The organism is Pseudonocardia sp. ICBG601 (assembly GCF_020496245.1).
Genome location: NZ_JAHLJA010000036.1, coordinates 54,194 through 67,490 on the forward strand (window position 1 = coordinate 54,194; position 13,297 = coordinate 67,490).

The following is a 13,297-nucleotide window of genomic DNA, read 5'->3' on the forward strand; positions in this document are numbered from 1 at the left end:
GAGATGAATGGGCTGTCGCAGTATGTACTATACCACTGGCTTTCGGCGTGATGAGATTCAGGATCTTGCCGCTCTGGTGCATGAGCAGGATCAGCGGAACGCGACTGGCCTGCGACGGCCTTGGCCGCCGATTCTGGGATTGTTCTGGTCGGTGGTGATCACGTTGGCGTATCTGCGCGGGAATCGTGTGCAGTGGGAGTTGGCGGAAACCTACGGGGTGTCGCAGTCGACGGTCAGTCGAGCGATCGCGGGGGTGACACCGTTGCTGGCGCAGGCGCTGCGGAGTGTAGTTCCGACTGCGGAGGAGCTTCGTGCCGATCGGCAGTACATCATCGACGGAACCCTGCTGCCCTGCTGGTCATGGACCGCCGTACCAGGTCTGTGGTCGGGCAAGCATCGCACCACCGGCGTCGTCGTCCAGGTCGCAGCCACCCTGGAAGGGCAGCTGTCGTGGATCTCCGACCCGACCCCAGGCTCCCGACACGACCTACATTGAGGCTTATTCAGGGACGCTCAACAGACTGCTGCGTTGAGACGCTGACCTGGGGAAGCGCCTCGCTCCATGATCACCCTGAATAAGCCTCATTGCCTCGACCAATCCGGCGCCCTCGACCACCTCGCCACATACCCACCGATCGGCGATAAAGGCTACATCGGGCGCGGCATGCTCACCCCGTTCAAAAAACAACCCGGCCGGGAACTTCTCGACTGGCAGAAAACATTCAACAAGAGCCTCAACCGCACACGCGCCACCATCGAGCGAGTCATCGCCCATATCAAGTCGTGGAAAGTTCTCCACACAGACTACCGCCGACCCTACGCCACATTTAAAACGACGATCTCGGCAGTCATCGGACTCATCTTCTACGCACTTACCTGACGGAGCCTGAATAAGCCTCCATGATCCTGTTCCTCGCCGAACAACAAGATCAAGTGCTACGACCGCCTGAGCGCGCCCCCACCTCACCCACCCACGACGAAAAAGTCGTACTCATCATCACCGAAACCGACACGCCGATCATCACCATCAACCCCGTCCTCGACACCATCGACACCATCGAGAACATCAAGGACGCCGAGGTCGGACACGGCCTCGGCATCGTCGGTACCCACACACCCGGACAACGACATCCCCCGCCGACCGCTCAACAACTCACCGGGCCAGTGGTTCAGTGGTTCTGCTCGTAGGCGTGCGTGATCTCCACTGAGATCCGGCCCCGATCCGCGACCGCGTACCCGTTCTCCCGGGCCCACTCCCGGATGGCCTGATTCCGGGCCTTCATCTCATCCGTCGACGCCGCACGTCGCGCTACCCGCACGCCACCGGCGGTGTCCCGCCGCGCCGCCGCCACGAAATCCGCGACCGCCGCCCGGAACAACTCCACGTTCTCCGACTTCAAATCAATCACATACGACTTGCCGTCCACCCCGAACCGCACCGTCTCATCCGCCGGGCCCCCCTCCAGGTCATCCAGCAGCTCCACCCGAGTCACCTGAGCCATAACCCTGACCTCACATCCAGACACACAACGCGGCAGTCACCCCGAATCGGAGCAACCCGAACGAGAGTGAACACTACAGAAAGAAGCCGGGCAACGCGACAACCTCAACATTCTCGACACCGTTCGCACGCCCGCGATGGCCCGGCCAGATAGCCGACCGGAATGACATCCGCGCAGCACCCCGACGGTGCCCCCGGGCGGAGTCGAACCGACACCGATGACCCTTTTAAGAGCGTGTTTGGAAATGGTGGGTGTGTCGGGATGGTCGACACGGCTGGGGTGCTCCATCGTGGTCGGCATGCAGGAACGACCGCGCCGGTACCCCTCGGACACCAGTGATGCCCAGTGGGTGGTGATCGAGCCGTTGTTACCGCCGCTCGCGCGGCGGGGGCGGCCTGTTGCTCATGCTCGTCGGGACGTGCTGGACGCGATCTTGTATGTCGTGCGGACCGGGTGTGCCTGGCGGGCGTTGCCGGTGGACTTCCCGCCCTGGCAGACCGTCTACTGGTACTTCAACCAGTGGGAACAGCAGAAGGTCACCGAGAAGATCCTCCCGGTCGTGCGGGGGCAGTTACGTATCGCCGAGGGCCGTGATCCGGAGCCGAGTGCGGGGATCATCGATTCCCAGTCGGTCAAGGGCGCCGACACCGTCGGCCAGGACTCCCGCGGCTACGACGCCGGGAAGAAGACAGGCGGACGGAAACGGTTCATCGTGACCGACACCCTCGGTCTGCTGCTGACCACGATGGTGTGCTCGGCCTCGGTACAGGACCGCGACGGCGCCAAGCCGATCCTGCTCAACCTCTACCTGCGCACCAGGGTGCGGTTCGTCTACGCCGACGCCGGCTTCGCCGGGCGACTGCTCGACTGGGCCGCCACGATCCTGCAGACAACGATCGAGATCATCCGCAAGCCACCCGAGCAGCGCGGATTCACCGTCCTCCCACGAAGGTGGGTGGTCGAACGGACCCTGGCCTGGCTCACCGCACACCGACGCCTGGCCCGAGACTACGAACGCCACCCCACCACATCCGAAGCCATGATCCGCTGGGCCGCGATCAACACCATCACCCGCCGCATCGCCCGTGGATACCCCGCCACCCGCCAGCAGAAACACACGACACCCTCAACCCACTAGAATTTCCAAACACGCTCTTAGTGCTTCGCCGCGGGCTGACGGAGCGCGTCGAGGAGGGCCTGTTTGTCGGCGGGGACGGCGGGCGGGAAGGTCTGCTGGGTGCCGTTGATGGCGATGGTGGCCGAGCGCAGTGGTCGGAGCTGGCGGACGACGTTGCGGATGGTGAGCCCGGTGCGGTTCTGGATCTCGCGGGCGACTGCGAGGGCGGTGAACACGATGGTCAGGTGCGCTTCGATGGACTGGCGTTGGTGGTGGAACATCGGGCGGGCGCGTAGGTCGGTTTTGCTCATCCGGAAGGACTGCTCGACGTGCCAGAGGTCGTGGTAGTCGCCGATGATCTCCCCGGCCGCTGCGCCGCCGGCCGGGATGTTGGTCACGTAGCCCTTCAACCCGACCAACCGGTATGCCCGAGCCAAGGAGGCCTCGTCCAGGGCGCGGGAGCCGTTGGTGACCTTGACGAACCGCGGTGTGCGCGCGGGCTTCTCGCCGGCGATGACCTCGCGGGCCCGGTTCTCCTGCAGGGTCAACGTGCGCCGGTCCCGGACGGCCCGCTTCGTGGAGTAGGCCCAGACCGCCCGCCAGGATCCCGGATGCTGGTTGGGGTTCCAGACGGGCTCGGCCTTGACCTTCGGGCTGTTCTCGCTGCGCCCGGTGCGGCGGTCGCGTGGTGTGAGGGTGTCGATGATCTGCCCGTCGACGAAGGCGTCGCCGTGCCAGTGGAAGTGCGACTCCAGGTCAACCGGGGCCTTGGTGAGTCGGGAGCCGACGATGAACCGCAGGCCGGCCTCGTCGAGGTCGCGCAGGTTCGCGGCCGAGAGCATCCCTGCGTCGGCGACCACGACCATCCCGCCCGGCTCGACCGGCAGCTGGTGTCGGGCCCGGAAGGCCTCGATGATCGGCAGGATCGTCGCGGTCTCGGTCTTGTTGCCCTCGAAACAGCCGATCTCGAGGGGGAACCCTGCGCGATCGACCAGCAGCCCGACGACGACCTGCGGGTCGACCCGGCGTTCCTTGGAGAACCCGACCTTGCGCAGGTCGTCCTCCTTCTCCGCCTCGAAGTAGAGGGTGGTGACGTCGTAGAGACACAACGACACATCCCCACTGCCACGGGCGTGGGTGAAGCAGGCCCTCGCGATCTCGTCGCGGTAGCTGCGCCCGGTGCAGCGCAGCAGGGTGCGGCGCATCGTCTTTTCGCTCGCCGCGGTGACGCCCAGACCGGCCAGCACCCGACCGGTGTCCAGGATGGACGTGGGCTCGACGATCCGGGCGATCACCAGGTCGCGGAACGTGTCATCAGCGACCTCTGCGAACCCGAGGCCCGCGTAGACCTCGGCGAGGATGTCGAACAGCACCCGCGACCCGGTCGTGATCACCTGCGGCGCACCCACCCGCCGGGTTGTGGTGCTCGGGGCGCGCCGCGGCATCTGGCCGAACAGCCCCTCCTGCGTGGCACCGCCGGCCGCGGTGGGCGCGATCAGCTCGGCCCGCCGGGGTGACGGCGCGACGCCCAGATCCAGGGCCTGCTGTGCAGCGTCGTCGATCAGCCCACGGGCCTGCTCGACCAGCAGGCCCAGCTCGGCCTCGGTGTGCGCTGACCCGACATGGGCCACGATCCGTCGATGGCCCTGCACGGACTCGGCGATCTGGACCGCGGTCGCCCCGGAGGCCGTCCGTACCCGCCTCACCCACGCCACCTGACCGAGCGTAGAGCACCGAATTAGTGCCTCACACCGCTCCCGCGCAAACACATCACCGCAGCTCAGCGCAGTACAAGCTGCGAAACCAGGCTCGGGTGACCAAAGTCAGGCGACCGCCCGGCTCCACCACGCCCGGGCGTAGACGTCATCGGCCGCCGGGGCCGCCCCAAGACTCGACGCGCCGGCGGCGATTCCCGCGTACTCCCGGTACCCGGCCGCGACCCCGGCGCGGCGCACCCACTCCACACGCTCGACGGTGCCCGGGGCAGGCACCTCCCCGAGGTGCCCGACGGCCCACCCGGCCTGCTCCTCAGCCGCCTGCTCCCCAAGCTCGCGGACACGCTCGACGATCAACGGAGCGAGCTGGGGTGCGCTGCCGATCATGAACACCGTCACCAGCAACAGTCCACGTCTCGAACCGCCCCGCCCCACTGACCGGGTCCTCCGGCACCCTGGTCGCGACCGCGCCGGCGATGCGCCACCGCAGCACATCCGACACGTTCTCCGCACTGTCGAGCTCCCGAACACCCGCGATCTGACGGAGGAGCCGCGCCGGGTCATGCCCGCCCAACTCCGCCTCGGCGAGGACCGTGAGCAGTGACCCGCGGCCGCCCTCGGCTTCGACTCGCGCGCTGTTGACCGGCCCCAACGCCCCAGCCAGGAGCTGATCGGCCCGCGACCGCTGCTGGATGCGGGCCAGGTCGAACCAGTCCCCAGCCAGGGTCACCAACGACCGTCCGAGCTGGCGGCCCTCGGCCTGAGCGGCGAGCGCCGAGACCTGCCCCCCGCTGAACTCGATCGCGTTCGAGAACCTGGACCGGGCCGTCTCAGCCAGAGCCTGCGGACAGTGCTCATCCGCATCCCGAGCCGCAACCAGCCACACATGATTCTCGATCCGGCCCCGGGTGATCGCCGGATACACCGACTCCCGACCCATGCCCTCCCCGATGATCGAATGGCTCGTGTCGACGGTCAACGACTGCGCCGCATGCACCGTCCCCGCATACGCCAGACGCACATGCTGGGCGGCGTAGTCGACCGGGAAATGCGCGACCACTCCGTGCTGATCCTCCCCCAACAGAAAGTGATCATTGTTTTCATCACGGCGGGCACCGATGATCACATAGGTCTCCCGGTTGGTGACCGCACCACACTTCCTCCCGCGGGAACCGGCCGGGAGATCCACCCGCAACGACCGATCGTTGAGCCGGGCCTGCACCCGATCCCCCACCGACACCGGCTGACCTGCCGGTTCGAGGCCGTGCACCCGCCCAACCGGGGTCGCATCGACGCGGCCGAACCGGATCAGCTGCTCCCGTAAGCGTCCGGAGAGCTGCGCCGCCTGCTCATTGCCCCCCACGACCAGCAGAGATTGCCGTCCGGCGACGGTGTCAGCCAGCCACGCCCGCGTCGACCCCGCCTCCATCTCCTCCACCGACCCGGCATGCAACCGCCCCCGGGACAGATACTCCACGACCGCCCCCGTGTCACCGGCACGGACCTGCAGAGACGCCGCCTTCTCCCACTCCTGGGCGAACCGGTGCACAACCTGTAGCTCGGTCACCGACGACGCCGTCCCCACCAGGTGGGAGAACAGGCCACCCGCGCCGATCGCGCCGAGCTGCTCCGGGTCCCCGGTCAGCACGACCTTCGCCCCCGCCCCCGCGGCAAGTTCGGTGATCAGATGCAGATCATGCGTGGAGGTCATCCCCGCCTCGTCCACGATCACCAGATCCCCGACCTGCAACCGGTCACGGACCTGCCCGTCCTCCCCCGGGGTGAACCGGCCCGCGAACACCGCGGTGTTGATCGCGTCGATATGGGTATCGGCGAGGTTGTTCGCCGCGATCTGCGACGTCGTCAACCCGATCACCCGGCCCCCGACCTCCCGGGTCCACACCTCGGCCAGCGCCGACATCGTCCGGGACTTCCCCGCACCGGCCGGGCCGACGACCACGTCTCCCGCGACCCGCGAGGTCAGCACCCTCAAGGCGGCCTGGACCTGGTCCGGAGACAGGCCGTGACCGTCGAGTTCTGCCCGCACCGCCGCAGTCCTCTCGACGGCCAGGCCGACGTCCAGCGCGGAGGACACCCGCGCGACCACGGCCTCTTCCCGCCCGAGGTGCGCTGCGGAGGTGTAACGCTCCCGGTGCGCACCCCGCAGCACATAGCCGCCGTCCCCGACCACGGTCGACCCGTCAGCGTTCACCCGAGCGCCCTGCCCGCGCCGCAACTCATCCGGGACCGGCGCGGGCTCGGTCATCGACACCTGCACCACATCCGCCCGACCCACCGCCTCCCGAGCCAACGCCTCCAGCGCCGCACCACGCTCAGCCGCGCCCGCATCCTCGAGCCCGAGATCAGCCCACCGATCCCCGACCCCGGCCTTCACCGCCCACACCAACGTCCCGAACGTCCACACCGCATACCGCGCCGACACCCGCTCCACCGCACCCGCCAACAGCACATCCCGGGTCAACCGCTCACCAGACCCGATGCCCACGACAGCGGCCTCAGCGACATCCGACAACGCCCCGGCCAGGTCGCCGACATGCCCCTGAACCCACCGATTCAACGCCGCCGGACCGGCATCCACCGACTTCGGAGCACGCGTATCCAGCACCGCCGTCCGCGCGATCCGATGCAACACCGTCGGCGACAACACCTCCCCACCGGTACGCGCCACCAGCGCTGCCTTCAACGCCGCGATCCGCTCATCCACCTGCTTCGTCCGCGTCGACGCCGCATCCATCAACACCTGATCGACACCCGCGATCTCCCGCACCAGACCATCCGGCCGGTCCCGCCACCCGACCCCGGTCGCGGCGGTGACCAGCTGCTCCAGACTCTGCTGATACACCGCATCCACGGCCTGCTTAATCCCCAGAAACGACGCCCCATCCAAAGCGCCGACCTTCCCCCCGGGAATCATCGTGCGGTTCAACAACGCCGCATGCGTGTGCAACTGCGGCTCATCAGCACGACTCGTCGAGTGATGCCACACCGACCACGTCGTCCCCGCCCCCTGCTCAAAAGTCCCCATACCCGCCGCCGACCGCGGACCCGAATGACGCCCCGTCCGCGTCACCGCCACCCGCGCATCCGCAAACGACACCGCCTCTTCCACCGCCGTCGCGTGCGCGCCACGGACCCTCTCCGCATCCTCAACAGCACCCGCCGCCAACAACGCCGCGTAATACACACTCACCGACTTCGGCGCCGAAAACGTCCAGTCGTAATACGCCACCGCCCGGCGCCCATCCGACTCCGCCGCACGCCGAATCTCCTCCACCCGCTCCGCGGTCGGCGAGCCCTTCTCCCGCGCCAGCGCACGCTCAACACGCTCGGCCGCCGACAGATAATTCCGCGGCCGAGACCCGATGAACATCGGCGCCTTCACCGACGACTCCGGCCGACGAAGCTGCCCGAACACCGCCCGAACATCATCCGCAACGGCGACCTCACCCGAGACAAACGACAACCCAAGCCCCGCCATGCCAGACCCGAACCAGTACCCGGCCGGCTCCCCCGCAGCTACCGCCTTCTCGTAGTAACCGGGAGCGTCCACGCCCTCCCGGCCCGACCGAACAGACTGATGCGCGGCGCAACCCGACCCGCGCACGAGGTACTCCACCGCACCCGCGCCGATCGCCGTCACCCGCAACACAACCCACACCCTACCCTGCCGGGCCAAAGATCATCAGATGATGCATGGGTCTGGTCGGCTCTTGATCTGGCGGCGGAGAGGCGGGCGACGGGCGCGCAGCGGCCAGAGACCGACACGACGACCCGGATCAACGGCCACAGCACCGGCGGCAAGACCGAGCCGCAGGCGAGGACGAGCCGGACGCAACACGGGCCCGGCCGCGGCCGGGCGTGGCATCCTCGGGTGGCCCGACCGACAGATCCGAGGACGGAGGCACGGGTGGAGATCGACCCGGTCGCCTTCGCCGACACCCAAGCCCGTCGATTCACCGGCCGCCGTCTGCGCGTCGGCCGCTCCTCGGTCGTTCACGACGTGGCGTGGAAGGCGTGGCTCGGTGACCTCACCCTCCCCGTTGCGGCGTGTAACCAAGGATGGGCCGGGCTCGCCGCGACCGACGATTTGATGGCCACCGACGATCCCGCGAACTGCCGTAAATGCGCCCTGACCCTCGGGCGTGTGACAGCGCGGCGAGCGGCGCCGTTCCAGGCCACCTTGTTCGACCTCGACACCGTCACCGATGACGACCATCCCGGCCTGGTCGAGCGGTCCGATTGATCACGTCGTGATGCTCGCCTGATCTCGGGACGCAGGCCCGGCGGCGTGACTACCCTGGACCTGGTGAGTACACACAATCCGTACCCGGGCGGGCCGGGGAAACGCGCCGCGAAACAAGGTCGGCGACCGCCACGATTACGCGCCGAGTTCGACGCGTTCGCGGTGAACCGGGCACGGCTTGACGAGGACGCCGACGAACGACGACGTGAGGACGAGGCGTTCACCCACTACGCTCAGGCCCGCCGCCGCGGCGACCGCATCGAGGAAAAGCGCGACGCGGCGCTGGCTGCGCTCGACCGTCGCCGACAGCTCATCCTCACCGCCGCCGAGGAGAAGCTCGACGGCGTCCGTGACGAGCAGGCCCGCGCTCTGGCCGCGGTTCACAAACGTTCCGGCGGGCATCGCAGCACCCGCGAGGTCGCCGTTTTGTTCGCGCTCCCGATCCCACACGTGCGGCCGCTGCTACGCCGCGACCGGGACCGTGACACCCGCCCCATCGACAACAGCGGCGGCGACAACAACGGCGGCACCGAGGACGGCACCGAGGTCGCCGCCGACGGCGAGCCCGGCACGCCGCCGACGGCGGGATCAACGGCGTGAGTGACATGCGCGCGGTCTCCCAGCGGATGGGGCCCCGGGATCTACTCGTCGCGGTCTCCCAGAAGTTCCCGTTGCCCGGCAAGAACCTCGCGGCGGTCTCCCGGGTCGTCGACGCCCATCTCGGGCGGCTCCATCGGCGTGGGCAGATCGCCGACAGCTACGCCGGACCCGCCCACGACCGCGGCACCGGCCGGGCGCTCGCCCCGACCGATCCGGGTGGGGATGTCCTCGTCGTGCGGGTCGAGGTCATCGCCGCCGATGTCAACCCGGGCCTGCAGGCCGGGATCGCGGCACTACGCTCCGGGCTCCGCGCCGCGGTCGCCGCACTGCCCGACCAGTTCGGGCCCGAACAGGCCGCCCAGCTACTCGCCACGGTCGGTGGGGATGCGATGAGCGTGTCCTGGGCGAACCGCACCGAGGTCCGGATCCGTGACGGCCTGTTCCCCTGAGCGGCGCCGGAACAGGATCCGGGAGTGCCCGATTTATGCGATCCTGGTGACGGATCGTCGACACGTTCAGCAGTGCCCGGGATCGGCGGAGAGGTGGTCGTGACCCGACAGGATGAGCCGCGGCACAACGAACAGCGGCCCGGTGCGCGGCGGTGCTGGTTGGATGTGCCGTTCGTTGAGAAGGACGAGGCGAAAGCCGCCGGGGCGCGCTGGGATGCCCAGGCGCGGCGGTGGTTCGACCCGGCCCCGCCGACAGCTGCTCTTCAGCGCTGGGCTGCGCGACCCGAGGTTCCTGAGGTGTTGCCGGGGGAGGACCGCACGGTCGGGGACGGCCTGTTCGTGGATCTGGTCCCCCAAACGTGCTGGTTCACCAACGTCCGTTCGTGTGTCGCGCCGGGCGACTGGGAACGGCTGCGCCGTCCGGTGCTGCGCCGGACCGGGTATCGCTGCGAGGTCTGCGGTCGCGGCGAGGACCGCCGACCCGACATCGGCCGTTATCTCGAGGTCCACGAACGCTGGACCTACGACGAGGTGTCCGGGGTGCAGACGTTGCGGCGGTTGGTGTGTCTGTGTTCGGACTGTCACCTGGTGACCCACTTCGGCTACGCGACCGTCCAGGGCCGCAACGAAGAGGCCCTGGCTCATCTGTGCACGGTGAACACCTGGACTCGTGAGCAGGCCCTCGCCCACATCGCCGACGCTGCCCGGGTCTGGGAGCAGCGTTCGACCCGGACCTGGGAGCTGGACCTGGGGATCCTCACCGACGCCGGGATCACCGTCAGGCAACCCCCGCCACCGCAACAGCGGGCACAGATCGCCGACAAGACCCTCAGACACGACACCACCGCACCGGCCACGGCCAGCTCACCATCGGTGCCTCAGCAACGCGGCGCGGCACCGCGACTGGCCCGGTCGGCGGGGAAGAAGAGGTTGACCGGTGAGCAGCAGGCCGCGGTCGAGGCGTTCACCGCCGGCTACGACCTGACCATTCAGGCCGGTGCCGGGGCGGGGAAGACCTCCACCCTGCGCGCCCTCGCCGCGACCACCCGCGCGCGGGGGCTGTATCTGGCGTTCAACAAGTCCATCGCCACCGAGGCCGCCCGCGCGTTCCCGCCGTCGGTGCAGGCGGTGACCTCCCATTCTCTCGCCTACGCCGCGATCGGCCACCGCTATCAGGCCCGTCTGGCCGCGCCCCGGATCCCCAGCACCGAACTCGCTCCCCGCCTCGGGATCGACACCCCGTTGCTGTTCGGTGAGCGGCGGGTGACCCCGACCGGGCAGTGCGCCGCCGCGCAGAAGACCGTCCTGAACTTCTGCCACTCCGCCGACGACACCATCACCCGCCGACACGTCCCCCACCTGCCCGGGATGCCCGACCGGAAGTCCCACCGGATCTTCGCCGGGATCGTCGTGGACTACGCCCGCCGGATCTGGAACGACCTCCAACACCCCGGCGACCCCGGCAGCACCGGCGGGTTCCCGTTCGGTCACGACCACTACTTCAAGATGTGGGCGCTGACCGAACCGAGTCTGGACTGCGAGTTCCTGCTCCTCGACGAGGCCCAGGACACCAACCCCGCCCTGGAGAAGATCTTCTGCGACCAGCGTGACCACGCGCAGCTGGTGATGGTCGGCGACTCCGCCCAGGCCATCTACGGCTGGCGCGGCGCCCGGGACGTCATGACCGCCTTCGACGGTGTCGGGCTGACCCTGTCCCGCTCATTCCGCTTCGGTGACGCGATCGCCGACGAAGCCAACCACTGGCTCCCCTACACCGGACAGACCCTGCGCCTGACCGGGAACCCCGACCTCGCCAGCACCGTCGGCCCCCTCGACGAGCCCGGCGGTGTGTCGGATGCGGTGCTGTGTCGCACCAACGGCGGCGCGATGGGCGAGATCATGACCCTGCTCGCCGCCGGGCGGCGGGTCGCGCTCTGCGGCGGCGGCGGACCGCTACGCGCCCTCGCCCTGGCCGCACGCGACCTGCAAGCCGGACGCCCGACCCAGCACCACGAGCTGCAGCTGTTCACCAGCTGGGATCGTGTCCGGGACTACGCCGACCACGACCCCGCCGGACAGGATTTGAAACCCCTGGTCGACATCATCGACCGCCGCGGGGTCCCCGCCGTCCTCGCCACCCTCGACGAACTCTCCTCCGAGCAGAATGCCGAGGTCGTGGTCTCCACCGCGCACAAAGCCAAGGGCCGTGAATGGCCGGTCGTGCGGATCGCCGACGACTTCCCCGCACCCCCACCCCAACCCGACCCGACCGCTGCCGGGGAGAAGATCGTCGAGATCGACCCCGACTACGCCCGCCTCGCCTACGTCGCCGTCACCCGCGCCCAGCACCACCTCGACCCCGGCAGCCTCGACTGGATCCACCACCCACCCGGCCACCCCCGCACCCGCACCGAACCCGCCGACAGGGACACCAGCGACGGGGGCGTCAGCGGCGCCGTGCACCGGCACCAGACCCACGGCCGAGACCACCGAGACCGTGGCTCCGTCCAGGAGTTGCAGAACGATCGTGACCCGCAACGCATCGGGGAGATCCTCGCCAGCCACCGCGCCTGCACCGCCACCCGCCACAGCACCGACCCCGACGTGCCCGCCGCGGCGCGGCGCTGGGCCCGCGTCGTGACCGGCCTCGCCTCCCGCTGGTGACCCTGTCAGGCGGCGATGCTAGGCAGGGGAACGTCCAGGAGTCGTCGAGTGGCTGCGGAACCACTTCAGCCCTTCGTGTTCCAGTTCTTCCAGTCGTTGGAGCCGGAACAGGTTTTTATCCGGCCGGGCGGCGATCGTTTCCTCGGCGGCCGTGAACGCGGCGGGGCTGGCGGCATACAGCACCGAGAATGTGGTGCCGGCACCGAGAGTGCCACCGGTGGTGACCAGCGAGGTCAACCCGGCATCGGATTCCGAACTCGTCCCCCCGTCGACGCGGACCAGCCACGGGTGTGTCGCTCCCGCGGCCCGTGACCCCAGCCAGGCGATGCCGTCGGGATAGTGCCGGCGGCGGGCCGCAGAGACCGGTCTCGTCACGACGGAATCCGCGCTACCAGAAGCCACACCACCAGAAACTGCACTATCAGAAGCCGAGGCTGCGGAATCCGAATGCGAAGAGGGCGCGGCAGGAGGGTGAGTGGTGACGGTGCGGGCGGCGGTGTAGGCGGCGGCGCGGTTCTCGGATTCCCAGCGTAGATAACGCCCGGACAGCCATTCCCCGCCCATCGATTCGACCGCGGCGCGGACCAGGCAGACCGACCGTACATGTCGCCACGTGTCCTCGGTGGGTGGTGCGTCGTCACCGTAGGGGGCGCGGCCGACGATCCGGTTCCCGAACGCGGTGCACCACACCCACCGCACAGACCCGATTTTCGTGTATTTCACCAGGCCGGCGTTGCGCCACCGGATCAGCAGCGCCCCCATTTCCGTACCGGTCAGCGGGCCGCACATGTTCCACACCAACGATTGCGGCATCGCCGACATCTCAGCAATCCAGCTCAGCACCTCACCGTGTTCATGCGCGATCTGCAGCGCATCCTCACGCCTACTCATTAGTGGTCACTCACTATCACTGTAGATAACTTGGTCAGACAACTTGGCAGACAATTTGACAGAGGGTTCGAACGCGATGCTGTGAACACAACTTC

General features: G+C 68.5%; 12 protein-coding genes and 2 pseudogenes. 9 read left to right on the plus strand and 5 right to left on the minus strand.

Going from position 1 to position 13,297, the window contains the following annotated elements:
• Nucleotides 1-22 precede the first annotated feature (22 nt).
• The 3 genes from KPL57_RS13735 to KPL57_RS13745 all read left to right on the plus strand — a co-directional run bounded on the left by KPL57_RS13735 (nucleotide 23) and on the right by KPL57_RS13745 (nucleotide 1,188).
• Entirely contained in the window at nucleotides 23-496 is a 474-nt protein-coding gene (locus KPL57_RS13735) for a transposase family protein (protein WP_226351511.1), read from the plus strand.
• Between the two features lie 66 nt (nucleotides 497-562).
• Complete coding sequence (locus tag KPL57_RS13740; protein WP_226351906.1) at nucleotides 563-880, plus strand: transposase family protein; 318 nt, start codon at nucleotides 563-565, stop codon at nucleotides 878-880.
• Between the two features lie 20 nt (nucleotides 881-900).
• The gene (locus KPL57_RS13745) at nucleotides 901-1,188 is read left to right on the plus strand and encodes a hypothetical protein (protein WP_226351907.1); all 288 of its coding nucleotides are present in this window, start codon (nucleotides 901-903) and stop codon (nucleotides 1,186-1,188) included.
• Here the strand turns inward: KPL57_RS13745 and KPL57_RS13750 are convergent.
• A complete protein-coding gene (locus KPL57_RS13750; protein WP_374203709.1) occupies nucleotides 1,170-1,484 on the minus strand; it encodes an Lsr2 family protein in 315 nt (104 codons plus the stop codon). The two genes, KPL57_RS13745 and KPL57_RS13750, sit on opposite strands and share 19 nt — an antisense overlap.
• A gap of 262 nt (nucleotides 1,485-1,746) precedes the next feature.
• On the opposite strand from KPL57_RS13750, the pseudogene KPL57_RS13755 reads away from it, so the two are divergent.
• A pseudogene (locus KPL57_RS13755) lies at nucleotides 1,747-2,656 on the plus strand (IS5 family transposase); the annotation flags it as partial.
• Between the two features lies 1 nt (nucleotide 2,657).
• Here the strand turns inward: KPL57_RS13755 and KPL57_RS13760 are convergent.
• The 3 genes from KPL57_RS13760 to mobF all read right to left on the minus strand — a co-directional run bounded on the left by KPL57_RS13760 (nucleotide 2,658) and on the right by mobF (nucleotide 8,004).
• Complete coding sequence (locus KPL57_RS13760; RefSeq protein ID WP_226350710.1) at nucleotides 2,658-4,334, minus strand: IS1634 family transposase; 1,677 nt, start codon at nucleotides 4,332-4,334, stop codon at nucleotides 2,658-2,660.
• Between the two features lie 108 nt (nucleotides 4,335-4,442).
• Nucleotides 4,443-4,583, minus strand: a complete 141-nt coding sequence (locus KPL57_RS13765; protein WP_226351909.1) for a hypothetical protein — start codon at nucleotides 4,581-4,583, stop codon at nucleotides 4,443-4,445.
• Between the two features lie 64 nt (nucleotides 4,584-4,647).
• Nucleotides 4,648-8,004, minus strand: a complete 3,357-nt coding sequence (mobF, locus tag KPL57_RS13770; RefSeq protein ID WP_226351910.1) for a MobF family relaxase — start codon at nucleotides 8,002-8,004, stop codon at nucleotides 4,648-4,650.
• Between the two features lie 258 nt (nucleotides 8,005-8,262).
• Here mobF and KPL57_RS13775 point away from each other — a divergent pair, with 258 nt between their 5' ends.
• From KPL57_RS13775 to KPL57_RS13795, 5 genes and pseudogenes are all read left to right on the plus strand, one after another.
• Entirely contained in the window at nucleotides 8,263-8,598 is a 336-nt protein-coding gene (locus KPL57_RS13775; RefSeq protein ID WP_226351911.1) for a hypothetical protein, read from the plus strand.
• A gap of 63 nt (nucleotides 8,599-8,661) precedes the next feature.
• Nucleotides 8,662-9,198, plus strand: a complete 537-nt coding sequence (locus KPL57_RS13780; RefSeq protein WP_226351912.1) for a hypothetical protein — start codon at nucleotides 8,662-8,664, stop codon at nucleotides 9,196-9,198.
• Nucleotides 9,195-9,647, plus strand: a complete 453-nt coding sequence (locus KPL57_RS13785) for a hypothetical protein (RefSeq protein ID WP_226351913.1) — start codon at nucleotides 9,195-9,197, stop codon at nucleotides 9,645-9,647. Before KPL57_RS13780 ends, KPL57_RS13785 begins: the two co-directional genes overlap by 4 nt.
• A 99-nt stretch (nucleotides 9,648-9,746) precedes the next feature.
• Nucleotides 9,747-9,908 (plus strand): annotated as a pseudogene (locus tag KPL57_RS72095) (DUF5710 domain-containing protein); the annotation flags it as partial.
• 36 nt (nucleotides 9,909-9,944) lie between these two features.
• Nucleotides 9,945-12,311, plus strand: a complete 2,367-nt coding sequence (locus KPL57_RS13795) for a UvrD-helicase domain-containing protein (protein ID WP_226351973.1) — start codon at nucleotides 9,945-9,947, stop codon at nucleotides 12,309-12,311.
• An 18-nt stretch (nucleotides 12,312-12,329) separates the two neighbouring features.
• On the opposite strand, the gene KPL57_RS13800 is transcribed toward KPL57_RS13795, so the two are convergent.
• Nucleotides 12,330-13,202: a hypothetical protein gene (locus tag KPL57_RS13800; protein WP_226351914.1), complete on the minus strand. Its 873-nt coding sequence runs from the start codon at nucleotides 13,200-13,202 to the stop codon at nucleotides 12,330-12,332.
• Between the last annotated feature and the right edge of the window lie 95 nt (nucleotides 13,203-13,297).